Origin of the sequence: Brevibacterium jeotgali (genome assembly GCF_900169175.1) — a bacterium.
Classification (GTDB): Bacteria; Actinomycetota; Actinomycetes; order Actinomycetales; family Brevibacteriaceae; genus Brevibacterium; species Brevibacterium jeotgali.
In genome coordinates this window covers 108,912-134,410 of sequence record NZ_FXZM01000008.1, presented here as the reverse complement: position 1 = coordinate 134,410, position 25,499 = coordinate 108,912, and the positions used below count along the sequence as shown (strand labels likewise).

The window sequence follows — 25,499 nt, the reverse complement described above, 5'->3', positions numbered from 1 at the left end:
ACTCACGCCCTGAACGCCGTTCAGGAGTGCGGTGTCGAGCAGACGGAGGAGTCCCCATGTCACAGGCAGCGACCGCGGACCGCGGAGCGGCATCCCAGTCCGAGGTGTCGGCCCCTCGCGGCCGATGGGGCGCCGGCGACCTGGCGTTCATCGCCGTCTTCGCCGCTCTCCTCGCGGTGTTCGCCGCGATGCCGGCGATCCCCGCGGGCGGTGCGGGCGTGCCGATCACCCTCCAGACGCTCGCCATCGCGCTGTGCGGGATGGTTCTGGGGCCTGCGCGCGGCTTCCTCGCCACCGCGCTCTACGTGGCACTGGGACTCATCGGCCTGCCGATCTTCTCGAACTTCTCCGGTGGCCTGGGTGTGCTGGCAGGGCCGTCGGCCGGATACATCGCGGGCTTCGCGCTGTACGCACTGGTGGTCGGCGCAGTCGCAGGATGGGCGGTCAGGCGCCTGCGCGGCTGGAGGCTGTGGCTGGTCCTCTTCCTCGGCGGACTCCTCGCGAGCTTCCTCACCGTCCACCCGCTGGGCATCGCGGGCATGTCGCTCAACCTGGGCCTCACCCTGCCGCAGGCGTTCTTCGCGGACATGGCCTTCTGGCCGGGCGACGTGCTGAAGAACGCGGGCGCCGCAGCTCTGGCGGTCGTCGTCCACCGTGCATTCCCCGCTGTGCTGATCCGACGATGACCACGCCGCATCCGCAGCCGGCCGACGCTCATCCGCAGCCGGCCGACGCAGCGATCGTCTTCGATCGCGTCGGCGTGCACGTGCTCGAACCATCGAGCGATCGCCGTCCGGATGAGGCAGCGCGCCGCACGGTGCTCACGGACGTCACGTGCACCCTCACGGAGCCGACGGTGACCGTCATCGGAGCGAACGGGTCCGGCAAGTCGACGCTCCTCCAGCTCATCAACGGGCTCATCCCCGCCGATGAGGGGAGGGTGGTCGTCGATGGGCTCGACGTCGCGGACCGCGGCCGTGCGGTCCGGCGCCGCGTCGGGTTCGTGTTCACGGACCCGGCCGCGCAGCTCGTCATGCCCACCCCGCTCGAGGACGTCGAGCTCTCCCTCAAGCGCCTGGTCCGCGACCGGCGAGAGAGGCGCTCCCGCGCCCTCGCTGTCCTCGACGAGCTGGGGGTCGCCGACCTCGCGCAGCGCAGCGTGTACGAACTGTCCGGCGGGCAGAGGCAGCTCGTGGCCCTGGCGACCGTCCTCGCCGTCGACCCGGCGGTGCTGGTGCTCGACGAGCCCACGACCCTGCTGGATCTGGCGAACAGGGAGAAGCTGCGCGGCGTGCTCGCCGACCTCGTCACCCGCCGCGGGGTCCGCACCCTCCTCTCCACCCACGACCTCGATGTCGCCCATGACGCCCAGCGCACCCTCCTCATCCACGAGGGCCGACTCCACGCGGACGGCGCGCCCGCCGACGTCGTCGCCGCCTACCGCGCAGTGGTCGCCGAGGAATCGCGAGCCGCTCAGGGCCCCGAGTGACGGTCCGCGCGTGAAGGCCCGCCAGCGCTTCCTGGGGCGCCGGATCCCCGGTCACTCATGGCTGCACCGATCGCCCGCGTGGACGAAGCTCGGTGGAGTCGCCTCACTGAGCGTCATCGTGCTCGCGACGCGCGACGCGCAGGTGAACGCGGGCCTCATCGTGCTCATCGTCGCCGCGGCCCTCAGCGCCCGCCTGCCGCTGCGCGAACTCGTCGCCCCCGTCTGGCGGATCGGCTTGATCATCGTGGCGGTCGTCGCCGCGCACCTGTGGCTGACGGACTGGACCACCGGCCTGAGGCTCTCCTCGACCATCGTCGTGTGCATCCTCGCGGCCGCTCTGCTCATGCTGTCCACGACGGTGGGCGAGCTGATCGCTGTGTTCGAAGTCCTCGCCTGGCCGCTGCGGTTCGTCGGTCTGCGACCGGCGACCGTCGGACTGGCGGCCGGACTGGTGGTCCGCAGCCTCCCCGTCATCGCCGACCTCGCACGGGTCGCCGGAGACTCCGCCCGCGCCCGAGGTCTCGACGCCTCCCTGCGCGCACGCACCATCCCCCTGGTGCTGGGGACGGTGAAGTACGCGCAGGACACCGGACGCGCTCTCGAGGCCCGCGGCCTGGGCTGATCCGCTGAGCCTCGACCAGGCTGCGCTGCCGCGCTCACGCTGCGGCGCGTCGAGGTGAGTCACGTCATAGCAGGGGTGCTCCTCGTCACCTCCTCCTCCGGTCCGACTATCGTGGCGCGTATGGGACTCGTAGAAGATTTCAACGCCTGGCTCGGCAACGCCGAAGGCTGGCTGTGGACCTGGCTGGGCATGCCCGTCGTCGGGCTGCTCGCCCTGTACTTCACGCTGCGCACCGGCGCCGTCCAGTTCCGTATGCTGCCGGCGATGTTCCAGTCCATCAGGGAGAATCCGCAGTCCGACGAGGGCGCCAAGCATGACACGAAGTAGCTGTCCGCGTTCCAGGCGTTCCTGATCTCCGCGGCCGCCCGCGTGGGCACGGGCAACGTGTCCGGCGTCGCCGGCGCGTTCTTCATCGGCGGCCCCGGCGCCGTCGTGTGGATGTGGATCATGTGCCTCTTCACCTCGGCAGCGAGCTTCATCGAGTCGACTCTGGCTCAGCTGTACAAGGTCCGTGCCGAGGACACCTACAAGGGCGGGCCGGCCTTCTACATCCACCGTGGCCTGGGCACCCGTGGGTTCGGCGCGTTCTTCGCGCTTCTCTTCATCTTCTGCTTCGCGCTGGCGTTCACCTCGCTGCAGGCCAACACGATCACCGATGCCGTGAGCGGTGCGGTCGGGACGTTCACAGATCCCGCCGGCCTGCCGTGGCTGCCGTTCCTCCTGGGCATCGTGCTCGCGCTCGTCACCGCGGGCATCGTGATCGGCGGCATGCGCCGCGTGGCGAACGTGGCCCAGAGCATGGTCCCGATCATGGCGGTCGTCTATCTGCTGGTGGGCCTCATCGTCATCGGCATGAATGTCGGCGAGGTGCCCCGCGTCTTCGGTCAGATGTTCGAGGGTGCCTTCAGCCCGCAGGCCGCGGTGGGCGGCGGCATCGGCGCTGCGATCGTCAACGGCGTGCAGCGCGGAATGCTCTCCAACGAGGCGGGCATGGGCTCGGTGCCGAACGTCGCTGCGACCGCCTCGGTCAGCCACCCCGTCAAGCAGGGTCTCGTCCAGACGCTGGGCGTCTACTTCGACACGCTGCTCGTCTGCACGATCACCGCGTTCATCGTGCTCGTGGCGTTCCCGGACCCCTCGACCGGCGGCGAGGGCCTCGTCATGGTCCAGGAGTCGCTGACCGCGAGCCTGGGAGCATGGTCGGCGGTCCTCCTGGGCGTCATCATGCTGCTGCTCGCGTTCACGTCCGTGCTGGGCAACTACTCATACGGTGAGGCGAACGTCCACTTCCTCACGGCGAAGCGCGGCTGGCACCTGACGTTCGGGGTGTCCGTGGTCGCGATGGTGTTCATCGGCTCCGTCATCTCCGTGGAGCTCGCCTGGTCGATCGCCGGGGTGACGATGGTCGTCATCGCGCTCATCAACCTCGTCGTCATCACGATCCTCGCTCCGACGGCGATGCGCCTGCTGCGCGACTACCGGGCCAAGGCCGCCAAGGGGGAGGACCCGATCTTCCTCTCCTCGGACATGCCCGATCTGGCGAACGTGGACACGTGGGCTCCGGAGGACGTCAGCGACTACGTGGACATCCGCGACCGGGCGTCCACCGACGGGAGCTGAGCCCGAACGCCTCAGACGCGGTCCTGCGCCCAGCGGGCGGTGCCGGTGTACGACCGGCCGATGACCTGCGGCGCGGGCCGCGCGATCGCCGCCGAATAGTGGCCGATCAGCTGCGAGCAGACGCTCTTCCACGTCCGTCCCAGCACCGTCTCCCGAGCCGTCCGCCCGAAGGCCCTCCGCTTCGCCGCGTCACCCGCGAGGTCCGCGACATGTGCGCGCATTCCCGCGAGGTCGCCCGGGCTGTACAGCCACCCGGTGCGCGAGGAGTCGACCAGGTCGAGCGGACCGCCGCGTGCAGGCGCCACGACCGGGACGCCGGAGGCCATCGCCTCCTGGATGGTCTGGCAGAACGTCTCGAACTCGCCCGGCGACGCCATGATGTCGAAGCTCGCGACCGCCTGCGCCAGGGCATCGCCGCCCAGGAAGCCGGTGAAGTGCGCGTCGGGCAGCAGCCTCCGCAGACGGTCCTTCTGCGGCCCCTCGCCGACGATCACCAGCTTCACGTTCGGGACCGAGGACAGGACCTTCAGGTCCTCGACCTGCTTCTCCACCGCGAGGCGCCCCACGAAGCCGACGACGACCTCGGTCCCGGTCCCGTTGTCACTCACGCCGACCCCGGCCCGGAACGATGCGGACCGATGGGTGGGGTCGAAGCGCGAGGAGTCGACGCCGCGGGCCCAGAGGCGCACATCGCTCACGCCGATGCCGGTGAGCTGGTCGACCGTGTAGGACGACGGTGCGAGCGTGAGCGATGCGTGCTGGTGGATGTTGCGGACGTGGTTCCACAGCACGGTCTCAAGCCCCCGCATCCCGTAGCGGGCGGCGTACGCGGGGACCTCGGTCTGATAGACGGCGACGGAGGGGATCCCCAGATCCTGCGCGGCGAGCACGCCCCGCCAGCCCAGGACGAAGGGGGAGGCGACGTGGACGACGTCCGGGTCGAAGTCCGCGAGCAGTCGCCGGATCCGGGCGACGCCGCCCGGGGCGACGCGGACCTTGCGGTACTTCGGCATCGCGAAGCTGGGGACTCGGAGGACTCGGGCACCGGCGACCTCGCGCGGACGGTCGCCGCGGCTGCCTGGTGCGATGACGATGGCCTCGTCTCCGCGCTCGGCCAGATGGTCGAGCACTCGGAGCAGGCTGTGGCTGACCCCGTTCATCTGCGGGAGGAACGATTCTGCGATCACTGCGACTCTCACATGATTCATTTCACGCGAGGAAGATGACGGATTGCAGGGTGAACAGGTGACGTGCCGGCGAACGCCTCGCGAATCCGCGGTGCGCTCCGGTCGGGGGCCGGTCCGGACCGCCGCGACCCCTCGTCGCGCCACCGGCCAACGGGGCCTGAACGACCGATGAATATGTGTATCCTGCGGATAGCGGAGTCCCTGAGGGCTCGGGGACACGTCGTCGGAGTGGAGGCTTCCGGACACATGCAGTGGGGTTGGATCGTTCTCGTCGCAGTGATCGCGCTGGTGGCAGGCATCGTCGTCCTCCTCACCATCCGCTACAACCAGCTGTCGCTCAACCGCTCGCTCACGCGGGAGGCGCGTCGTCAGTTCGACGTGGCCCGCGCCGCCCGGCACGGGCTCATCCCGGTGTACGTCGGTGCGGCCCGTCGCGTCCTGGGTGAGGATCCGCGGATCGCGGACCTCGAATCGGCGGTCGTCACGGCGCAGGCCGTCCGCACCCGCAGCGACGCCGGTGTCGCCGAGCACGCCATGACCGACGCCGTCCGCGTCGTCGCCGCGGGGACGTGGGAGAAGGCCGCCACTGCCGAGGCCGCGGTCCGGTTCGCTGATGACCTCCTCGTCCAGCTCGAGGCTCACGAGACCCATATCGGCGCTGCGGTCCGCCACCACAATGCGAGCGTCCGCGCCTACACCCGGCGGCGTGCCCGGATCCTCTCCCTGCCGTGGCACGGCGTGTATGCGGAGATCACGCAGATCGACTACGCCCCGTCGGAGCTCGACGAGCACCACATCGAGGACACCGTCTCACCGGGGTCGGAGAACTACCGGCCCGGACGGGTGGGGGAGGACCTGTGACGCATTCGCCGGGCGGTGACGCGTCCCGCTTCCGGGTCGATCTCGGATACGTCGGGACGGACTTCCACGGCTGGGCTGCCCAGCCGTCCCTGCGGACCGTCCAGGGCGTCCTCGAAGAGGGCTTCGCCACGGTCTTCGGGGAGCGGGTGCGCACTGTCGTCGCAGGGCGGACGGACGCCGGCGTGCACGCGCGGAGGCAGGTGGTCCACTGCGACCTCCGGCCGGAGTCTCTCGCCGGACTCATCGGACGGGGGAAGCGGGTCAGAGAGCCGGCCGACGGGCTGGTGAGCCGTCTGCGCGGCGTGCTGGGGCATCTGCGAGCCCCGGACCTCGTGATCCATGGGGCACAGGAGGTGTCCCCGGCATTCGACGCACGGTTCTCCGCCGTGTGGCGCAGGTACTCCTACCGCATCGCGGACGAGGGCGCGCTGCGCGACCCCCTCGCGGCGCAGCACACGGTCGTCCACCGCGGGACGCTCGACCACGACGCGATGGCGCAGGCGGCCGGCGAGGCGCTGGGGCTCCATGACTTCCTGCCCTTCTGCAAGCCCCGACCGGAGTCCACGACGATCCGCACACTGCTCGACCTCTCCGTGGTCCGTGAGGATTCGGGAGTCATCGCGCTGGACCTGCGCGGGGACGCGTTCTGCCACCATATGGTCCGGGCGCTGGTGGGCGGCCTGGTGCGTGTCGGATCCGGTGCGTGGGGGGTGACGGAGCCCGCGCGGCTGCTGGCGCGAGCAGAGGCGGGGGCGGATCGCGCGGAGCTGCCGCCCATGCACCTCATGCCTGCTCACGGACTGGTCCTCGAGGAGGTCGGGTACCCCGACGGGCCGGATGGGTGGGCGCGGCAGGCGGAATCCGCGCGCAGCCGGAGACAGGCGCAGGAGCTCCACAGCTGAGCACGGGTGAGATCGGCCGGAGGAATTCACACCGCATTCATGCTGAATCGGGCTATTCTTCGAGTGTATTCACAAGAATCTCGGACGTAACACCCACTGTCTGTTGTGAGGATGACGATGAAGAAGACACTACTGCGCGGCGTGGTCGCCGGCGCGGCCGCCACGGGAATGGTGCTGCCCCTGGCGGCGCTGCCCGCATTCGGTGAGGCACCTGCCGGCACCCAGGTCCAGCTGCTCAACATCACCGACTTCCACGGACGGATCGCAGAGACCGGCCACGAAGTCGCCTCCGTCGTCGAACGCGAACGCGCGGCCTTCGACGGCGAGACCGTCTTCGTGACCGCCGGTGACGACATCGGCGCCTCCACCTACGCGTCCTCCTCCCAGGAGGACAAGCCCACGATGGACGTGCTCAACGCGCTCGGCGTGGACTCCGCATCGGTGGGCAACCACGAGTTCGACCGCGGCTACGACGATCTGCGCGACCGCGTCGGTCCGGCGACGGACTTCGCCAACGTCGGTGCGAACGTCTACAAGGCGGGCACGACAGAGATCGCGGACGGGGTCGACCCGTACACGATCGTCGAGCAGGGCGACGTGCGGATCGGCGTCATCGGTGCGGTGACGGAGGATACCGCGCAGCTCGTGAGTCCCGGCGGCATCGAGGACATCGAGTTCGGTGACCCTGTCACCGGGATCAACGCCGCGGCAGAGGAGCTCGAGGCGCTGCCGGACGACGAGAAGCCGGACCTCACGGTCCTCGCCGCCCACCTGGGCCCTGCCAGCGTGTCCGATCTGGATTCCGCGCTGGGATCGAACGAGGAGTTCAACTCCGTCGTGACGGGTGCAGACCCCTCCATCGACGCGATGTTCTTCGGCCACTCGCACCTGCAGGCGAACTTCGCAGCCCCGGTGCCGGGTGAGGACGGGCGCACGCGCCCTGTGGTCCAGTCGGGCAACTACGGCGATACCGTCGGGAAGGTCACGCTCACCAATGAGGGCGAGGGCGACTGGGCGGTCGACGAGCAGGAGCTGCTCGACACCGCAGATCAGACCTTCGACACTCCGGTCGTCGATGAGGTCGACGCGATCGTCGCGGACGCGGTGGAGAAGTCCCAGGAGATCGGCTCCGAGGTCGTCGGCACGATCGATGAGGACATCACCCGTGCGTTCAGCGAGGACGGTTCGGAGGACCGCGGCGCCGAGTCCCAGCTGGGCAACCTCGTGGCGGATGCCCTCAAGGAGGGCGTGGAGATGTCGCAGCTCGACGAGGCCGACTTCGGCATGACGAATCCCGGCGGCCTGCGCACCGACCTGCTCGTCGACGACATCTTCGGCGATGAGGAGCCGGGGGAGGTGACGGTGGGCGAGCTCAACGCGGTCCTGCCGTTCGCCAACGACCACGGCGTCGTCACGCTCACGGGCGCGGATGTCATCCAGCTGATCGAGGAGCAGTGGCAGCCGGACGGCGCGTCGCGGTCCTTCCTGCACATGGGCATCTCCGACGAGCTCGATGTCGTCTACGATTCCGATGCGGAGCGCGGCGAGCACGTCGTGTCCGTCGAGGTCGACGGCGAGCCGATCGACCCGAACGCGGAGTACCGCGTAGCGACGCTGAGCTTCCTGGCGTCCGGCGGCGACAACTTCGCCGCCTTCGAGAAGGGCGAGTTCCAGCAGTCGGGCCTCACCGATTTCGAGATCTGGGAGAACTACTTCGAGTCGCGCGACGTCGTCGAGGGCGATCCGCAGGAGCGTCAGGCGGACTTCGCTCTCGACGTCATCCGCACGGAGGATCTCGAGGCGTCGTTCACCTATGAGGGCGGTGAGGAGATCGAGGTCGAGCAGGGCGGCGATGTCGGGCTCACCTTCATGACCGAGGCCGCGCGCGATATCGAGGGACCCTTCGACCTGGCGCTCGAACTGCCGGACGGCTTCTCCGCCGACCTCGCAGGGGTTGAGGACGCGTTCACGGCGGCGAACGCCACGACTGTGGAGTCCGCGGTGCTCGACGCGATCGCAGAGGGCTCGACGGAGAGCGAGCTCACCGTCGCAGCCGGCGATGACGTGGCGACCGGTGAGCACACGGTCACCGCGACGCTCGTCGCGGATCCGGAGCACGCATGGTGGGATGACAGCCCGCTGCCGGTCAGCCGTTCGCTCGACCTCACGGTCACCGTCACGGATGCTCAGCCGGGCGAGGACGGCGACGACAACGGGTCCGATGGCGGCGATGGCGACGAGGACAGCGAGGGCGGTGGCGATGACGGCCGCGACGATGACAACGGCGACGACGGTGACAACGGCGGCGACGGCGGCGGCAGTGGTGACGACGGTCGCGACGACGAGGCCCGCGACGATGACAGCGGCGATCTGCCTCGCACCGGCGCAGAGCTGGGCGGCATCCTCGGTCTCGCGGCGGCACTCGTCGCGGCGGGCGGTGCAGCACTGGCAGCCAGCCGCAAGCGCGGCAAGGGCCTCTGACGGAGGTCTTTGACGGAGGTCTCTGATGTGTCAGGGCCTCTGAGGAGTGAGAGCCTCTGTCTGATGAGAGTCTCTGACCGGTGAGGACCTCAGCGTCACCGGTACCTCGGCACACGAAGGGTCCGCACGGAGACGTGCGGGCCCTTCGCCGTGCTTCCCGGCAGATTCTCCTGCCCACGACCGCCTGCGATATCGAGTGCACCAGTGAGTGAGCCCGATTCGGCCCCGACGCGCGCGGAGCGGACCAGGTCGTACGCACTCGAGCAGGAGACGGCCCAGAGGGGGACTGGTCAGCAGAGGACCAGCCAGCAGGGACCAGCCGGCAGGGACCAGCCGGCAGGGACCACCCGGCTGCAGGCCGGGAGCCGTCCGCTCAGCCTCACCGGTCGAGTGGCAGTGCCTTCGCCTTCGCCCCGACGAGGTGGGTGAGGGCCGGCACCAGGAAGAGGATGCCGACGGCCGGCACGACGATGCCGGAGTCGTTGATGAACGTGCCCACGGTCAGCAGCACGGCCAGTGAGATGACGGACGTGCGCAGCAGCGGCATCTCGCGGTACCACTCACCCAGCAGGGGGATGCGGAATCGATTCGGGGAGATGGCGGCCCACAGAATCGCCGCCAGCGCGAACGGCAGGAGGATCGTCATCCAGCTCTGCGTGAGGATGTCGATGTTCATGCCGATCTTCCGCAGGAGCACGGCACCGGCTTCTCCGGTGAGGATCGAGTCGAAGAAGTTCCCGAAGTGTGTCCGCCGGTCCGTGGGGCGCGTCCAGTCGAGGAACAGCACGAGCAGCATGAGCCCTGCCGCGCCACCGCCGCCGATCAGCATGAGGCGCCTCCACGACATCGTCACGCCTGCGGCGGTGACGGCGAAGAAGGCCGTGCCCAGGAGGAGCGTGGGCACGGAACCGAACTTGGTGCCGAGCCCAGGGGTCGCGAGCAGCACGCAGGAGCCCAGCACTGCTGAGACGACGACCGCTGTGATCGACCAGCGTCGTCGCATCCAGGAGCAGACGACGCCCAGGCCCACCAGCAGAGCGGTGCAGTACAGTGCGAGCGCTGAGTTGCCGATCCCGTAGAACCGCGACGCGATGAGCAGCGGTTCTCCCAGCAGCGTCGACATCTGGAGCGAGGACCCGGTGCTGACGTCGACGGCGAGCACCCCGACGGTCGTGACGGCGATGAAGCCCAGCGGGCCCCCCGGCAGTCTCCGCCACGGCCCCAGGAATCCGAGCGCGGTGAGCACGATCGCCCACCCGGCGACCCCGCCCAGCATCGCGACGTCCGCGGACGGCCAGCGCTCCCACGGCAGTACGTTGACGAGGAACGTGGAGATGGGCAGTGCGGCTCCGAGCAGTCCTCCGACCCGCATGATGTTCGCCGCCCTCCGCGGTCCGCGCCTCCTGACGATCACGGAGCACGTCACCAGCAGGCCCGCGAGGAGGATCCCCCACGCGGCATAGAACCAGGCGGAGACGTTCTCCTGCGTGAGGACGGCGGTCTGCCGGTCGATCATCCTCTGCTGCTTGTCCGCGGCATCGGCGGGGCCGTCGACGAACGACACGGGAGCGCCCGCGAACCCGCCGGCCCCCGTGACGCCCGCGGACGCGAGGAGCGTGGGGGTGAGGTCCGTGACCTGCACGAGCCCGGGCTGCCGCGTGGATGACGACGTGATCAGCTGTGACGATCCGTCGCCGCCCAGCGGTCCGCCGGCACCGATCCCGCCGCGCACGGCGGCGAACTGCATCCGCGAATCATCGGTGCGGGCATCGGCGATCGAGGCGGCGATGAGGGTGGGGGACTGGGCGGCAGGCAGCCCGTCGGTCGCTGCGAGGACCTCGCCGACGGCTTCGTCGATGCCCGTGACGGACTGCCCGGGCGAGTACACGCTTCCGAGGTCGACGAGCACGATGTCCGACGTCCCCGCGGCCGCCGTCACCTGCTCACCCACCTCACCGGGCTCGCGCAGGGGCTGCCAGTCCTCGGTGCGCCCGTCCGACCGCGCGGTGCCGATCGCAGCGCCGGGACCGATCCCCGTGACGCGGGCGTCGGCCGCCTCCACCGCCTCGGTGAGTGTTCCGACTGCCGGCGTGTAGTTGTCCTCCGCGGCCTGGTCCAGGTACACGTCCCAGTCGGGCACCCACCCGCCGATCGGCTCCTGCAGCACGCGGCACGTGGGCCGGGGCTCATCCGCTGCGCGCCGTCCGGAGCTCAGGGCTAGCCACCCGTCCGCCGCGCAGCTGGTGTCGCGCACGGAACGAGGGGTGAGCGAGCCGACGGCGCTCTCGTCGATGAGCCGCCACAGGTGCGGCGTCCGGTTCGGATCGAGGTCCTCGAAGGTCAGGCCGGCGAATCCCAGCAGGACGACGGGGTGAGCACTCGCCTCGTCCTGCTCGGGGTTGGGCGGCTGCGCCGGTGGACCGGCCGCAAGCGCGGGGGCGGCAGTCAGCGCGAGGAGGAGGATGATGGCCCACACCGCCGCGATCGCGCGCCTCATCGGAGGGCCTCGGGCGTCATCGTGGACGACCTCTCACGGTCGATGCCCACGCTCATGACGACGAGCATCGGTACGAGCATCATGGCTCCGGTCGCGGGGACCGCGACGCCGGAATCGGTGATGACGAGCCCCACACCCAGAGCGATGGCCGCGGACAGGAAGCCCGCATGGACGGTGGGGTGCGCGAGCGCCGGCGGCAGTGTGTGCGCCCAGGGGCGTGCGAGTCCCGCGGTGGCCGTGTAGCGCTGCAGGTACGCCAGACTGAAGAGGACCGTGAAGACGGCCAGCGGCACGACGATCGCGAGCGCCGGATTGATGACGATGATCCTCAGGTTCGCTTCCAGCTTGCGGGCGATGACGTCGAGGAGCTGGCCATCGAGGGCCTGGCCGAAGAAGTTGCCGAAGTGCGAGCGCTCGGCGGGCGGTCGCAGATAGTCCAGTCCCGCGACGCCCACGATGATCGTGAGCGCGCCCGCCCCGATGAGCACCAGTCGCAGGATGCTCACGCGGATCCGGAAGAGGGACAGCAGCAGGACGGTGAAGCCGACGATCGCGGCGACCGTGCCGCCGAACTTCGCACCCCATGCAGGGTTGCCCAGGACGATGACGGACACGACGGCGAATCCTGCGACCAGCAGACGTGCCGTCACGGCCCTGCCCGCGTCGACCAGGCGCGATGAGACGATGCCCAGACCCAGGAGCGCCGCCGTGAGGAAGAGCGCGGCGCCCTGATTGCCGAGTCCGTAGAAGCGGCCCGCGACGATCGGGTTGTACCCCATGAGAGCGTTGAACTGCAGGCGGGATCCCAGCGCGACATCGACGACGAGCACGACGGCGGACACCAGTGAGACGGCCGCCACGCGGCCCTGCCAGGTGCGCCGCCACGGTCCTGCGACGGACACGGCCAGGAGCGCCGCCGTGCCCAGCGCGATCGCACCGGTGAGTCCCCACCCGGGGGCCGGCAGGCGGCCCCACGGCAGGATCCCGGCCACGAAGCCCGCCATCGGCAGCAGCCCGATCGTGAAGCACGTCCATGCGCCGTATGTCCGCAGGGCGGCCAGCGTGCGGGGAGTCTTCGTCCGCAGCGTGCGGACGACGGGCGTCAGCAGCAGGATCGCCAGCGCGATCGTGAGCGCGTAGTGGATGACGTCGAGGAGGACGCTGAAGGTCTGCGCGTGCGTGTGGACCGTCCCCGCCTTGCGGGAGTCCGCGACCAGAGCGTTCATCCGGGAGGCGGCGTCGTCGGAGGGATCGACGACGAAGCTCGCGGGAGAGACCCCCGCTGACTCGAGTCCGATCTCACCGATCGCGGCCGGGAGCACGTCGGTGAGCTGCACGAGGCCCGGCTGACGGGTCGACGAGGAGCGCAGTGTGCCGGGCTCATAGGACGGGCCCGTGGCGATCACCGCACGCAGGCGCGAGGGGTGGTCGGCATCGCCCAGGCCCGCGACGATGATGTCGGAGGAGTCCGGCGTCTGCTCGAGGATCCGGCCGACGCGGGCATCCAGCGCCGCGATCTGTCCGGTGCGCGTGCGGCCCAGCGACTCGTCGTTCCACGCGTGCCACGCGTTCGGCTCCCAGGTGGGGTCCGCCGCGGTGCCCGCGTCGATGAGGGTGAGCGCGCAGGCGTCGAGGATCTGTGCGCTGTCCTCGCCCGCCGAGGCTTTGGTCGGATCGGTGACCAGGCTCGTGGTCGGGGCCCAGGTCGTCACGCGGCCCTCCTCGTCCGCCGCCGCGTATGCTGCGCCCCTGCCGTAGGCCGCCGTGCACCAGTCGTCGCTGTCCGCGGAGCGGGTGAAGACACCCGGATCAGCGCTGTAGCCCGAGCCCGCGTTCGCGGCGAGGACCCGGTCGAAGTCCTCGAAGGTGGCGGGGCCGGCCGCGACCGGCGTGCCGGCGGGGACGTCGGGGTCGTGGGAGACGTCGGATTCCACCGACGCCTCTGCGGCATCGGGATCGTCGGCGCCCGGGGCCTCGGCGGCGGTGTCCGGGACGGGGTCGATCATCCGCGGGCACGAGGTGTGGGCGAGCAGTGGACTGAACCAGTCCGGGGTGAGGTCGACGCTGTGCATCCGCGCACCTGCGCCGAAGCTCAGCCAGCCCGCAGCCGCGCAGGTCGCGGGCGTCAGCGTGCGGACGGCGAGGTTCGCGGACGCTCCGTCCTCCGCCATCGACCAGAGGTGCGGGGTGCGCTCCGGTCCGATGTCCGACAGCGTGAGGCCGGACGCGCCGATCACGACGACGCCGCTCGCGGCCTCGCCCGCGGCCGGAGGAGCGCTGGAACCGACGGCCTGGGCAGGTGTCGCGACGGCGACGCCCGGGACGACGAGGCCCAGGACGCAGGCGACGGACGCGAGCACACGGAGGAAGAGCACCGTTCAAGCCTACCGGCGAACCCTGCGGGCCGGCTGGGGCGGGTTTGCGGGGTCATGTGGGGATGCGGTAGATTTGAGCGTCGTTGCGTACGTCAGCACACGTTCCTCGCTAAGCCTCTAGTCGCGTTGCAGGTTTCAGGTGGGTCATCCGTGTCGGAAGCGTAGCGCGCACAGGACAGGCCCGTCCGCGGACTCGACGTCACGACTCGAGCGAGTGGGTGTGTATGGGCCCTAGGACTACTGACGAATGTAAGAAGGCAACTTTGCGTACGTACACCCTGAAGACCGGCGATGTTCAGCGCCAGTGGCATGTCATCGACGCCGCTGACGTCGTTCTCGGCCGGCTCGCTTCGCAGACCGCGCGTCTGCTCCGCGGCAAGCACAAGCCGACGTTCACGCCGAACGTCGACTCGGGCGATTTCGTGATCATCGTGAACGCCGACAAGGTCGCGCTCACCGGTGCCAAGCTGGAGCAGAAGCGCGCTTACCGCCACTCGAACTACCCGGGTGGCCTCAAGAGCGTCAACTACGCCGAACTCCTCGCGACTCACCCCGAGCGCGCGGTGGAGAAGGCCGTCACCGGCATGATCCCCAAGACTCGCCTCGGTCGGGCGCAGATGCGCAAGCTCAAGGTCTACTCAGGCTCGGAGCACCCGCACTCAGCCCAGAACCCCCAGCCGTACGAGATCACCCAGGTCGCGCAGTAAGCGCGCGGGTCGAACAGCTTACCGAGGAGAATCGTGGCAGAGAACACAGTCGAGGACGTCGACCTCACCGAATACAGCACAGAGACCCCGGCCTCCGCTGGCCTGGGCGAAGCCGTGGCCGGTGGCCGCGGACAGTCGATCACCGCACCGGGATCGGCAGTGGGCCGCCGCAAGCAGGCTGTCGCCCGCGTTCGCCTGGTGCCGGGCACGGGCGAATGGAAGATCAACGGCCGTGACCTGGAGACCTACTTCCCGAACAAGCTGCACCAGCAGCTCGTGAACGAGCCCTTCCGTCTGCTCGATCTGGAGGATCGCTTCGACGTGATCGTCCTCATCAGCGGCGGCGGCCCGTCGGGCCAGGCCGGAGCAGTCCGCCTGGGCATCGCTCGGTCGCTCAACGAGATCGACCGCGAGAACAACCGTGCAGAACTGAAGAAGGCCGGCTACCTGTCCCGTGACGCTCGCGTCCCGGAGCGCAAGAAGGCCGGACTGAAGAAGGCGCGCAAGGCGCCGCAGTTCTCCAAGCGCTGATCCCGCGCTCTCGCAGATCTCTGCAGAGCGGATCGCGCGAAGGCCCTCGACCCCAGTGGTCGGGGGCCTTCGTCGTCCCACGGGACATCGGCCCCGCTCCCTGCGCGCTCGTGAGCAGGGGCGCTGCGCACGTGTGGAACGCCGCGCCCCGTAGACTGGCGGAAAAGTCTCAGGAAGGACCCCGTGCACATGTCTCGACTCTTCGGTACGGATGGCGTCAGAGGTCTGGCGAACCGTGACATCACCGCTCGCCTCGCCCTGCAGCTCGCCGTGGCCGGCAGCCGCGTGCTCGCCCGCCCAGAGAATGCGCCGTTCGGCAAGCGCCCCGTCGCGATCGTCGGTCGTGACACACGGGTGAGCGGTGAGTTCCTCGCTGCGTCCACGTCGGCGGGCATCGCCTCGACGGGGGTCGACGTCCAGGACGTCGGCATCCTGCCCACACCGGGCATCGCCCACGCGGTGAAGGCGACCGGAGCGGCATTCGGCGTCGTGCTCTCCGCCTCCCACAACGCGATGCCGGACAACGGCATCAAGTTCTTCGGGCAGGGCGGCACCAAGCTCACGGACTCCCAGGAGGACGAGATCCTCGCACTGCTCGATGAGGAGTGGGAGCGCCCCACCGGGGCAGGAGTCGGCCGCATCGCGCGCTACCCCGCCGCCGCAGACGAGTTCACAGAGCACCTGGTGCGGGGCCTGGGGGAGAAGACCGATGCGAGCCCGCTGTCCGGCCTCACGGTCGTCGTCGACTGCGCACACGGCGCGGCGGCCGTCGTCGGACCCGCCGCTCTGCGACAGGCGGGGGCGGAGGTCATCGTCATCGCCGCGGAGCCCAACGGCTACAACATCAACGACGGCGTCGGCTCGACCCACATCGAGAACCTCCGTGCCGCAGTCGTGGGGCAGCAGGCAGACCTGGGAGTCGCCTTCGACGGCGATGCGGACCGCTGCCTGGCGGTGGACTCGCTGGGCCGCGAAGTCGACGGCGACCAGGTCATGGGCATCCTCGCGCTGGGGATGAAGGAGGCCGGGACCCTCGCGGACGACACACTCGTCGTCACCGTCATGTCGAACCTGGGCCTGCGCCTGGCGATGGAGAAGCGCGGCATCGCGATCGAGGAGACTGCCGTGGGCGACCGCTACGTGCTCGAGCGCATGCTCAAGGGCGGCTACTCCCTGGGTGGTGAGCAGTCAGGACACGTGCTGCTCCTGGAGCACGGCACGACCGGCGACGGAGTCCAGACCGCTCTGCACCTCATGCACCGCATGGCCTCCACGAAGAGGACGCTCGCGGATCTGGCGGCCGAGGTCCCGAAGCTCCCGCAGGTCCTCATCAACGTCAAGGGTGTCGACAAGACGGCTTCGGGCGCAGACACCGCGGTCCAGGCGGAGATCGCAGCGGTGGAGGAGGAGCTCGGTGAGACCGGGCGCGTGCTGCTGCGCGCGTCGGGAACCGAACCCGTCATCCGTGTCATGGTCGAGGCCGCTACTCAGGACGTCGCCCAGACCCAGGCTCAGCGCCTCGCCGCCGTGGTGGGGGAGCGTCTGGCGCTCTGAGCCGCTCAGCGGTGAGGCGCTCAGCGGTCCTGGCTGAACTGCGTGCGGTAGAGCTCCGCGTAGCGCCCGCCGCGTGCGAGCAGGTCCGCGTGTCCACCGCGTTCGGAGACCTGTCCGTCCTCGATCACGAGGATCTCGTCCGCGGCCTTGATGGTCGACAGACGGTGGGCGATGACGAGGGCCGTCCGCCCTTCCATCGCCTCGCCCAGTGCCTGCTGGATCGCCGCCTCGTTCGTCGAGTCGAGCGCGCTGGTCGCCTCGTCGAGGATGACGACGGGCGGTGACGCGAGCAGGAGTCTGGCGATCGTGAGTCGCTGACGTTCACCGCCGGACAGGCGGTACCCGCGTTCGCCGATCACGGTGTCCAGGCCGTCCGGGAGGTTCGCGAGCACCGCGGTCAGGCGTGCCCGATGCACTGCGGACTCCAGCTCGTCGTCGGTGGCGTCCGCCTTCGCGATGAGGAGGTTGTCGCGGATCGACTCGTGGAAGAGGTGGCCGTCCTGGGTCACCATCCCCACAGCGCGCTGGAGGTCCTCGAACGACAGGTCGCGGACATCGACGCCGCCCAGCTGCACGGCACCGTCGGTCACGTCGTAGAGGCGCGGCACGAGCGACGCGATGGTCGACTTGCCGGCGCCGGACGAGCCGACGAGGGCGACGGTGCGTCCTGCGGGGACCTCGACGTCGATGCCGTGCAGCACCTCCGTGCCGCCTCTCTCGTCCAGGACGGCGACCTCCTCGAGCGACGCGAGCGAGACCTCGTTCGCGGAGGGGTACGCGAAGCGCACGTCGCGGAACGCGACGGACAGCGCGCCGGACGGCAGCGGGGTGGGTTCGGCGGGCGGCCGGATGAGTGACACGAGGTCCAGCACCTCGAAGACGCGCTGGAAACTCACCACTGCGCTCATGATGTCCATGCGAGCGTTCGCCAGCATCGTGAGCGGGCCGTAGAGGCGGGTGAGCAGCATCGCGAGTGTGACGACCTGACCGGCGTCCAGCGAGCCGGTGACCGCCTGCCAGCCGCCCAGTCCGTAGACGAGTGCCAGCGCCAGCGCGCTCACCAGCGTCAGCGCCGTGACGAAGGTGGCCTGCAGCATCGCGACGCGCACGCCGATGTCGCGGACTCTGCCGGCTCGTTCGGCGAACTGAGACGATTCGTGCGCAGGGGAGCCGAACAGGCGCACGAGCGTCGCGCCGCCTGCGGAGAATCGCTCCGTCATCCGCGTGGACATCGCCGCATTGTGATCCGCCGCCTCGTGCTGGAGCTTCGCGAGCCTGTCTCCCAGCGTGCGGGCGGGGATGAGGAAGATCGGCAGGAGAAGGATCGACAGGACGGTGACCTGCCACGAGATCGTCACCATGACGCCCACCGTGAGGGCGAGGGAGACGATGTTGGACACGACGCCGGAGAGCGTGTTGGAGAACGCCCGCTGCGCGCCGATCACGTCGGTGTTGAGGCGGGAGACCAGGGCGCCGGTGCGGGTGCGGTTGAAGAATGCGATGGGCATCGTCTGGACGTGGTCGTAGACGGCCGTGCGCAGGTCGAAGATGAGGCCCTCGCCCACATGTGAGGACAGCCAGCGGTTGACGATCGTGAGGATCGCCTCCGCGATCGCGAGGCCCGCGATGCCTGCGGCGAGCCAGCCGATCGTGCTCACGGGCCCGCCTGCCGTGATCGCATTGACCACGTTGCCGGAGAGCACGGGGGTGATCACGCCGACGACGCTGACCAGCACGGACAGCAGGAGGAAGCCGATGAGGCGGCCCTTCTGGCGTCCTGCGAAGCCGATGATCCGCCGGATCGTCGGCCGGTCGATGCGGACCTTGCGGGCGGCGCCGCCCTGGCGTGCGCTGCTCGTCTGCCGTCGCATCATCATGTGCGGACTGGGCATACTCATGGGGCCTCCCTCCGTGCACGCGGAGCGCGCACCCGACGTGCAACACCATCGTCTGCGGTTTCATTTCCGCAGCGTGGAGCGGGCGATGCGGGCAGCACGTGCGGGCAGCGAGTGGAGGGGCGCGGACGGGGCCCAGCTCCGCTCAGAGCTTGCGCAGCTGTATGCGCGCCACGGAGTGGTCCGAGGCCTTCCGCAGCAGCAGATCCGCGCGACCGCGGGACGGCATGACGTTCTGGTGGAGGTTGGGGGAGTTGATGGAGTCCCAGATCTCTGTCGCGAGGTCCCGGGCCTCGGTGTCGCTCAGCTGCGAGTAGCGGTGGAAGAACGAGTCCGGGTCGGTGAAGGCGCCGTGCTTGAGGCGGAGGAATCGGCTGATGTACCAGGAGCGGACGTCCGCAGAGGCCGCGTCGACGTAGATGGAGAAGTCGAAGTAGTCGCTCACCGCGACCCCCAGCTTTCCGTCTGCGCGGGGGCGCGGCGGCTGGAGGACGTTCAGCCCCTCGACGATGAGGATGTCGGGGCGGCGGACCGTGATGCTGGCGCCGGGGACGATGTCGTACGTGTGGTGCGAGTAGACGGGGGCCCGGACTTCTCTGGCACCGGATTTCACCGCTGCCATGAACCGCAGCAGGGCGCGGCGGTCGTAGGACTCCGGGAAGCCCTTGCGCCCACTCAGTCCCCTGCGTTCCAGTTCAGCGTTGGGGAAGAGGAACCCATCGGTGGTGAGGAGCTCGACGCGCGGGGTGTCGGACCAGCGGGCGAGCATCTCACGCAGCAGACGTGCCGTCGTCGACTTGCCCACTGCCACGGAGCCGGCGACTCCGATGACGAACGGCGTGCGCTGGGGAGCGGGCTCGAAGCCTTCGTTCCGCAGGGGTGAGAGGAACTTGCGGGTGACGTCGTGCTTCTGGCCGCGCGCGGCCGAATAGAGGTTGAGCAGGCGCGACAGAGGGAGGTAGACGGTCTCCACCTCATCGATGTCGATGCGCTCGCCCAGACCGCGCAGCCGTGCGACGTCTGACGTGGTGAGCGGAAGCGGGGTCGAATCCGACAGGCGTGACCACTGCTCGCGCGTGAAGTGCCAGTACGGGGACTGGGCGCTCTCGGAGTCCTGGCGGGGAGCGGGCCGCAGTCCGGCGAGCCTGCGGGCGGCATCGGAGACGTGGGACTCGTCGGCATTCGCAACCATGTCCACGATTGTTCCACGGGCGGACGTGAGGGACGTCTCGTGGTCACCTGGTGACACACCTACCATACGGACGGTAGGTTCGCGGGTATGACGACGAGGGATGCGATTCTCGACGGTGCGCTCGAGGTTCTGCGGTGCGGCGACCCGCTCACGCTGGACGCCGTGGCATCGCGTGCCGGACTCACGAAGCCCGGGCTCGTCCACCACTTCCGGACGAAGGAGGTGCTCGCCGTCGCGGTCGTGGAGCACGTCGCACTGCGCTGGCTGGACGGACTGCGGAGGTACGCGGGAGAGTCCCCGTCGCCGGTGGAGCGCCTGCGCGCGTACATCCGGTACACGATGACCGAGGACATCGACGCGAGCGACCTCGCACTGCTGGCCGATGCGAAGCTGTCCGTGCAGCTCGTCGCGCTGTGGGACAGCACGCTCTCGCCGTGGATCGGTGAGGTCATCGACGCGTCGCCAGCGGACCGGGCGCGGTACCGCGCGGCACGACTCGCCGCAGACGGGGCGTGGTTCGACCGCGCGCTGGGGGTCGTCTCCTTCTCCCACGACGACTTGGCCGACGTCCTGGAGGTGGCACTGAGCCTCACCGTCGAGCCGCAGAGTCCCGGCGGTGAACCGGGCCCCTCTGCCGCACCGCCTTCCGACCGACCTGCGGGCAGCTGATGAGCGCCCGCGCTCGCGGATGGACCGCGCTGGCCTTCGCCGTGGTCCTGGAGGTCGCCGGCTCTCTGTCCCTGAAGGCGGCGCTGGAGGTCCCCTGGCTGTTCCTCCTGACCGGTGCCGCATACGTGGGCGCATTCGTCCTGCTCGCACTGGCGCTGCGGACGGGGATGCCTCTGGGTGTCGCGTACGGCAGCTGGGCTGCGGCCGGCGTCGCACTCACCGCGATCCTCTCGGCAGTCGTCTTCGCGGAGCCCTTCACCCCGGTCATGGGGATCGGCATCCTGCTGATCGCGGCCGGCGTGCTGTGCGTCGAGGTGGGCAGCACCCTGCCTGTGCGGCGACGCGGATGCGGGACGGTCGACGCATGACGGCGTGGCTGCTGCTGGCGGGTGCGATCGTGCTCGAGGTCGTCGGCACCCTCGCCCTGCGGATGGGGGCCCACGGCTCGCGGTCCTGGTACATCGCCGTCGGGGTCTTCTACGCGGGTGCCTTCTCCATGCTCGCCCTCGTGCTCGCCCAGGGCATGCCGCTCGGCGTGGCGTACGGCATCTGGTCAGCGGTGGGCGTCTCTCTCACCGCAGTGCTGGGTCGGATCCTCTTCGCAGAGCCCTTCACCTGGCTGAGCGGACTCGGCATCGTGCTCATCGTGGGCGGCGTGCTGCTGGTGGAGACCGGCGCGGCCTGACTGCTGCGACGTGACTCAGCCGCCGGCATAGAGGTCCGCGAAGTCGGCGCTGGGTGCGATCGGCTGGATGACATCGAGGAGGACGCCGTCGGGTGCCGCGACGATGAAGTGCCGTTGGCCGAAATCCTCGTCGCGCAGCGCCAGGATCGGTTCCAGACCGGTTTCTTCGGTGAGCCTGCGGTGGGCTTCGTCGACGTCGTCCACTTCCAGGTTCAGGATCAGGCCGTGGGGGAGGGCCCGGTGCGGCTCGGGGATCGTGGCGTGGTCATGGGAGAGGACTGCCAGCTCGAATGCGCCCAGGCGCAGGCTGACGTACCACTCGGAGTCGAACGTCGTCTCGAAGCCGAGCGCTCTCCGGTAGAAGGCGGCGGTGCCGGCGACGTCGGTGGTCGTGAGGACCGGGTAGAAGCTGGTGGGGGACATCGGCATCTCCTTTACGTACACTGAGTATGTAGCTCGATCAGGATACATACCGCCTGTACGTAAAGGAAGTGCTCATGCCCCGCGCCACAGCAGCCGACGCCGCACGCACCGCCCGGCTGGTCCTGGCCTCGGCCGGTGAGCTGTTCGCGTCTCGGGGCTTCGCTGATGTTTCACTGGTCGACGTCGCCCAGGTCGCCGGTGTGACGAGAGGGGCCGTCTACCACCACTACCGGAGCAAGGCAGGGCTGTTCCGCGAGGTCGCGGCCCAGCTGCAGCGGCAGGTCGCCGAGGCGGTCATGGAGGCAGCGGAGAGTGCCGGGACGGAGCCGAGCGACCAGCTGAAGGCGGGCGCGCATGCGTTCCTCGATGCGGTCACCGCCGGCTCCGCTGTGCGGATCCTGCTCATCGACGCGCCGGCGGTGATCGGCTGGCAGGAGTGGCGGCGGCTCGACGCAGAGAACTCCGCGGCACACCTGAAGGAGGTCCTGCGGGACGTCGGGGTCGCCGAGGAGCTTCTCGAGGCGGTGACCGCACAGCTCTCCGGTGCGATGAATGAGGCTGCGCTCTGGACTGCTCAGCATACGGACGCGGACCTGGCACGAGAGCGATCCCACCAGGTGCTGGACCGACTTCTGGCGGCTGTCCTCCAGGCCGATCAGACCTCAGGGAGAATGGCCTGAGAGCGCACCGTGACGCGAGGAGACCAGATGCGGATGACCGCCCAGTGCAGACGGTGACAGCGCAGTGCAGACGGTGACAGCGCAGTGCAGAGGATGACCGCGCAGTGCAGAAGATGACCGTGCAGTGGATGGAGACCCATCAGGCATCGTTGTATCTGGTGGGTCTTGCTCTGGGTGCATGCGCGGGGCTGCTCCTGCCCGCCGCGGCCGGTCCTGCGGAGGCGGCGATCCTCCCGGTTCTGGCGCTGCTGCTCTATGTCACCTTCCTCGGCGTCCCCTTCGGCCGGTTCGGACCGGCGATCCGCGATTGGCGCTTCGTCATGACCATCCTGGTGGTGAACTTCCTCGCGGTCCCGGTGGTGGTCTGGGTGCTGTCACGGATCGTGGCCGACGACCAGGTCCTGCTGGTCGGCGTGCTGTTCGTGCTCCTGACCCCGTGCATCGACTATGTCATCGTGTTCGCGGGGCTGGCCGGTGGTGACGAGCAGCGCCTGCTGGCAGCCACACCCCTGCTGATGCTCGGCCAGATGCTGCTGCTGCCGCTGCACCTCTGGCTGTTCGTCGGCGCCGAGTTCGTCGCCGCTGTCGAGTTCGCGCCCTTCGTCGAGGCGTTCGTGCTCATCATCCTCATCCCCCTGGCCGCGGCCGCGCTGACGCAGTGCGCCGCCCGCACACGCGCAGGACGAGTCGTGGTGCAGACCGCGACCGGTGCGATGGTGCCGCTCATGGTGGCCACCCTCGCGGTCGTGGTCGCCTCCCAGGTCGCGGGCGTGGGCGCGCAGCTCGGCTCACTGCTGCGCGTGATCCCCGTCTACATCCTCTTCGCCGCCGTCATGGTGCCCATCGGCATGGCCGCCGGTCGACTGGGCGGCGTGGACACGGCGGGACGGCGGGCGATCGTGTTCAGCGGCGTGACCCGGAACTCGCTGGTCGTGCTCCCGCTCGTCCTTGCCCTGCCTGCGGAGTTCGACCTCGCGCCGCTCGTGGTCGTCACCCAGACTCTCGTCGAGCTGCTCGTCATGGTCGTGCTCATCGTCCTCATCCCGCGGCTGATCCCGGGCCGACGGCGATGACGGTTCGCCTGCGGTGACGACCGGACGGCGAGGGAGGGCGGAGGCGCAGTGCGAGGAGGAGGAAGCGAGGAGGAGACCGCGATTCCTCTTCCGATCCGGGCGCTGTCCGGACACTGTGATGTGGAATGCAGAGGGCAGGGGACTGGTACCGCTACGCTTTCTCCTATGTGTGGAATCGTCGGATACGTCTCGTCGGCCGCTGCGAACAGCGCCGACCACCTCGCCCTCGACGTCCTGCTGCAGGGCCTGGGAAGGCTCGAGTACCGCGGATACGACTCCGCGGGCGTGGCAGTCGTCCCCGAAGGGGGTGGGCTCGCCTCGCAGAAGCGCGCCGGCAAGCTCGCGAACCTCCTCGATGCGGTGACGGACGACCCTCTCCCGGACGCTCGTACAGGCATCGGCCACACCCGCTGGGCGACCCACGGCGGACCGACCGATGACAACGCCCACCCCCACCTCGCGGACGGTGGGAAGCTCGCACTCATCCACAACGGCATCATCGAGAACTACGCGCAGCTCAAGCGGGACCTCGTGGCCGACGGCGTCGAGTTCTCCTCGGCGACGGACACCGAGGTCGCCGCCCACCAGCTGGCTGCGAACTACCGCAGGACCGGCGACATGACCGAGGCCATGCGCGTGACGGTCGGTCAGCTCGAGGGAGCGTTCACCCTGCTGGCAGTGCACGCGGACGCTCCGGACACCGTGGTCGCGGCCCGCCTCAACTCGCCGCTGGTCATCGGCCTGGGCGACGGCGAGAACTTCCTGGGATCCGATGTCGCCGCCTTCATCGACTACACGCGCCGCGCCGTGGAGATCGGCCAGAACCAGATCGTGACGATCACCCCGGAGCAGGTGCAGATCATCGACGCGGAGGGAGCCCCTGTCCAGGGCGAGCCGTTCGAGGTCGACTGGGATCCCGCGACCGCGGAGAAGGGCGGCTTCCCGTCCTTCATGGACAAGGAGATCCACGATCAGCCGAAGGCGGTCGCGGATACCCTGCGAGGTCGGTTCGGACTGGACGGTCGTCTTCAGCTCTCGGAGATGAACATCGACGAATCGATCCTCAAATCCGTCGACAAGATCGTCGTCATCGCCTGCGGCACCGCCGCATATGCGGGTCAGGTCGCCAAGTACGCGATCGAGCACTGGTGCCGCATCCCCACCGAGGTCGAGCTCGCGCACGAGTTCCGCTACCGCGATCCCGTCGTGACGGAGAAGACGCTCGTGGTGGCCATCTCCCAGTCCGGCGAGACGATGGACACCGTCATGGCCGTCCGCCATGCACGGGAGCAGGGAGCGAAGGTCATCGCCATCTGCAATACCTTCGGCTCGACGATCCCGCGCGAATCCGACGGCGTGCTCTACACGCACGCCGGCCCGGAGATCGCCGTCGCATCGACGAAGGCGTTCCTGTCGCAGGTCGTCGCCTGCTATCTGCTGGGCCTGTACCTGGCTCAGCTGCGCGGCAACAAGTACAACGACGAGATCCAGGTGATCCTGTCCGAGCTGGAGGCGATCCCCGGCAAGATCGAGCAGATCCTCGAGGGGACGAAGCAGCAGATCACGGACTTCGCGATCCGGCACAAGCACGAGCAGTCGGTGCTCTTCCTCGGACGCCACGTCGGTTACCCGGTCGCGATGGAGGGTGCGCTCAAGCTCAAGGAGCTCGCCTACATCCATGCGGAGGGCTTCGCCGCCGGCGAGCTCAAGCACGGGCCGATCGCGCTCATCGACGAGGGCCAGATGGTCATCATCGTCGTCCCGTCGCAGCGCGGCCGTGATTCGCTGCACGCGAAAGTGCTGTCGAACATCCAGGAGGTGCGCGCCCGCGGCGCGAACGCCGTCGTCATCGCGGAGGAGGGGGAGACGGGGGTCGAGGAGTTCGCCTCCGAGGTCTTCTACGTCCCGGAGACGACGACGCTGCTGGCACCGCTGCTGGCGACCGTGCCGCTGCAGGTCTTCGCGATGGAGCTCGCGACTGCGAAGGACCTCGACGTCGACCAGCCGCGCAACCTGGCGAAGTCCGTCACCGTCGAGTGAGGGCAGGCAGCCGATC

At 69.4% G+C, this 25,499-nt stretch carries 21 protein-coding genes and 1 pseudogene; 16 read left to right on the top strand and 6 right to left on the bottom strand.

Annotation, left to right across the window (positions count from 1 at the left end; translation table 11 throughout):
* The first annotated feature begins 56 nt into the window (after positions 1–56).
* The 4 genes and pseudogenes from BJEO58_RS09470 to BJEO58_RS09455 all read left to right on the top strand — a co-directional run bounded on the left by BJEO58_RS09470 (position 57) and on the right by BJEO58_RS09455 (position 3,731).
* Positions 57–686, top strand: coding sequence for a biotin transporter BioY (locus tag BJEO58_RS09470; protein ID WP_101589228.1), 630 nt, complete (start codon positions 57–59; stop codon positions 684–686).
* On the top strand, positions 683–1,489 hold the full coding sequence (locus BJEO58_RS09465) for an energy-coupling factor ABC transporter ATP-binding protein (RefSeq protein ID WP_101589227.1): 807 nt from the start codon (positions 683–685) through the stop codon (positions 1,487–1,489). The genes BJEO58_RS09470 and BJEO58_RS09465 overlap by 4 nt, the downstream gene beginning before the upstream one ends.
* A 10-nt stretch (positions 1,490–1,499) precedes the next feature.
* On the top strand, positions 1,500–2,111 hold the full coding sequence (locus tag BJEO58_RS09460) for an energy-coupling factor transporter transmembrane component T family protein (protein WP_101589226.1): 612 nt from the start codon (positions 1,500–1,502) through the stop codon (positions 2,109–2,111).
* A gap of 120 nt (positions 2,112–2,231) precedes the next feature.
* Positions 2,232–3,731 (top strand): annotated as a pseudogene (locus BJEO58_RS09455) (alanine/glycine:cation symporter family protein).
* Positions 3,732–3,742: 11 nt separating this feature from the next.
* Here the strand turns inward: BJEO58_RS09455 and BJEO58_RS09450 are convergent.
* Entirely contained in the window at positions 3,743–4,930 is a 1,188-nt protein-coding gene (locus BJEO58_RS09450; RefSeq protein ID WP_219617100.1) for a glycosyltransferase family 4 protein, read from the bottom strand.
* 234 nt (positions 4,931–5,164) lie between these two features.
* On the opposite strand from BJEO58_RS09450, the gene BJEO58_RS09445 reads away from it, so the two are divergent.
* The 3 genes from BJEO58_RS09445 (at position 5,165) to BJEO58_RS09435 (ending at position 9,162) form a co-directional block, all read left to right on the top strand.
* Positions 5,165–5,779: a hypothetical protein gene (locus tag BJEO58_RS09445; RefSeq protein ID WP_101589225.1), complete on the top strand. Its 615-nt coding sequence runs from the start codon at positions 5,165–5,167 to the stop codon at positions 5,777–5,779.
* Positions 5,776–6,681: a tRNA pseudouridine(38-40) synthase TruA gene (truA, locus tag BJEO58_RS09440; protein WP_101589224.1), complete on the top strand. Its 906-nt coding sequence runs from the start codon at positions 5,776–5,778 to the stop codon at positions 6,679–6,681. Before BJEO58_RS09445 ends, truA begins: the two co-directional genes overlap by 4 nt.
* A 117-nt stretch (positions 6,682–6,798) precedes the next feature.
* Entirely contained in the window at positions 6,799–9,162 is a 2,364-nt protein-coding gene (locus BJEO58_RS09435) for a bifunctional metallophosphatase/5'-nucleotidase (RefSeq protein WP_101589223.1), read from the top strand.
* A 379-nt stretch (positions 9,163–9,541) separates the two neighbouring features.
* Here the strand turns inward: BJEO58_RS09435 and BJEO58_RS09430 are convergent, their stop codons facing one another.
* Together BJEO58_RS09430 and BJEO58_RS09425 are read right to left on the bottom strand one after the other, a co-directional pair.
* A complete protein-coding gene (locus tag BJEO58_RS09430) occupies positions 9,542–11,659 on the bottom strand; it encodes a hypothetical protein (RefSeq protein ID WP_101589222.1) in 2,118 nt (705 codons plus the stop codon).
* Entirely contained in the window at positions 11,656–14,034 is a 2,379-nt protein-coding gene (locus BJEO58_RS09425; RefSeq protein WP_101589221.1) for a hypothetical protein, read from the bottom strand. Before BJEO58_RS09425 ends, BJEO58_RS09430 begins: the two co-directional genes overlap by 4 nt.
* 263 nt (positions 14,035–14,297) lie before the next feature.
* On the opposite strand from BJEO58_RS09425, the gene rplM reads away from it, so the two are divergent.
* From rplM to glmM, 3 genes are all read left to right on the top strand, one after another.
* Entirely contained in the window at positions 14,298–14,741 is a 444-nt protein-coding gene (rplM, locus tag BJEO58_RS09420) for a 50S ribosomal protein L13 (RefSeq protein WP_101589220.1), read from the top strand.
* Between the two features lie 33 nt (positions 14,742–14,774).
* Complete coding sequence (rpsI, locus tag BJEO58_RS09415; RefSeq protein ID WP_101589219.1) at positions 14,775–15,272, top strand: 30S ribosomal protein S9; 498 nt, start codon at positions 14,775–14,777, stop codon at positions 15,270–15,272.
* A gap of 189 nt (positions 15,273–15,461) precedes the next feature.
* Positions 15,462–16,826, top strand: a complete 1,365-nt coding sequence (glmM, locus tag BJEO58_RS09410; RefSeq protein ID WP_101589218.1) for a phosphoglucosamine mutase — start codon at positions 15,462–15,464, stop codon at positions 16,824–16,826.
* A 20-nt stretch (positions 16,827–16,846) separates the two neighbouring features.
* Here the strand turns inward: glmM and BJEO58_RS09405 are convergent, their stop codons facing one another.
* On the bottom strand, positions 16,847–18,724 hold the full coding sequence (locus tag BJEO58_RS09405; protein ID WP_101589217.1) for an ABC transporter ATP-binding protein: 1,878 nt from the start codon (positions 18,722–18,724) through the stop codon (positions 16,847–16,849).
* A gap of 142 nt (positions 18,725–18,866) precedes the next feature.
* On the bottom strand, positions 18,867–19,913 hold the full coding sequence (gene coaA, locus BJEO58_RS09400) for a type I pantothenate kinase (RefSeq protein WP_101589216.1): 1,047 nt from the start codon (positions 19,911–19,913) through the stop codon (positions 18,867–18,869).
* A gap of 87 nt (positions 19,914–20,000) precedes the next feature.
* Here coaA and BJEO58_RS09395 point away from each other — a divergent pair, with 87 nt between their 5' ends.
* From BJEO58_RS09395 to BJEO58_RS09385, 3 genes are read left to right on the top strand one after another with little or no spacing between them, the layout of a single operon-like run.
* Positions 20,001–20,582, top strand: coding sequence for a TetR/AcrR family transcriptional regulator (locus BJEO58_RS09395; protein ID WP_101589215.1), 582 nt, complete (start codon positions 20,001–20,003; stop codon positions 20,580–20,582).
* A complete protein-coding gene (locus BJEO58_RS09390) occupies positions 20,582–20,950 on the top strand; it encodes a DMT family transporter (RefSeq protein ID WP_101589214.1) in 369 nt (122 codons plus the stop codon). Before BJEO58_RS09395 ends, BJEO58_RS09390 begins: the two co-directional genes overlap by 1 nt.
* Positions 20,947–21,267 carry a DMT family transporter gene (locus BJEO58_RS09385; RefSeq protein ID WP_101589213.1) on the top strand — a complete coding sequence of 107 codons (321 nt, stop codon included), beginning with the start codon at positions 20,947–20,949 and terminating at the stop codon, positions 21,265–21,267. The genes BJEO58_RS09390 and BJEO58_RS09385 overlap by 4 nt, the downstream gene beginning before the upstream one ends.
* A gap of 15 nt (positions 21,268–21,282) precedes the next feature.
* Here the strand turns inward: BJEO58_RS09385 and BJEO58_RS09380 are convergent, their stop codons facing one another.
* A complete protein-coding gene (locus BJEO58_RS09380) occupies positions 21,283–21,690 on the bottom strand; it encodes a VOC family protein (RefSeq protein WP_101589212.1) in 408 nt (135 codons plus the stop codon).
* A gap of 74 nt (positions 21,691–21,764) precedes the next feature.
* Here BJEO58_RS09380 and BJEO58_RS09375 point away from each other — a divergent pair, with 74 nt between their 5' ends.
* From BJEO58_RS09375 to glmS, 3 genes are all read left to right on the top strand, one after another.
* Positions 21,765–22,370 (top strand): TetR family C-terminal domain-containing protein, encoded by a 606-nt coding sequence (locus BJEO58_RS09375; protein ID WP_101589211.1) that lies wholly within the window; start codon positions 21,765–21,767, stop codon positions 22,368–22,370.
* Between the two features lie 113 nt (positions 22,371–22,483).
* Positions 22,484–23,443 (top strand): arsenic resistance protein, encoded by a 960-nt coding sequence (locus BJEO58_RS09370; protein WP_101589275.1) that lies wholly within the window; start codon positions 22,484–22,486, stop codon positions 23,441–23,443.
* A 165-nt stretch (positions 23,444–23,608) separates the two neighbouring features.
* Positions 23,609–25,483 carry a glutamine--fructose-6-phosphate transaminase (isomerizing) gene (gene glmS / locus BJEO58_RS09365; protein WP_101589210.1) on the top strand — a complete coding sequence of 625 codons (1,875 nt, stop codon included), beginning with the start codon at positions 23,609–23,611 and terminating at the stop codon, positions 25,481–25,483.
* The last annotated feature ends 16 nt before the right edge of the window (positions 25,484–25,499 follow it).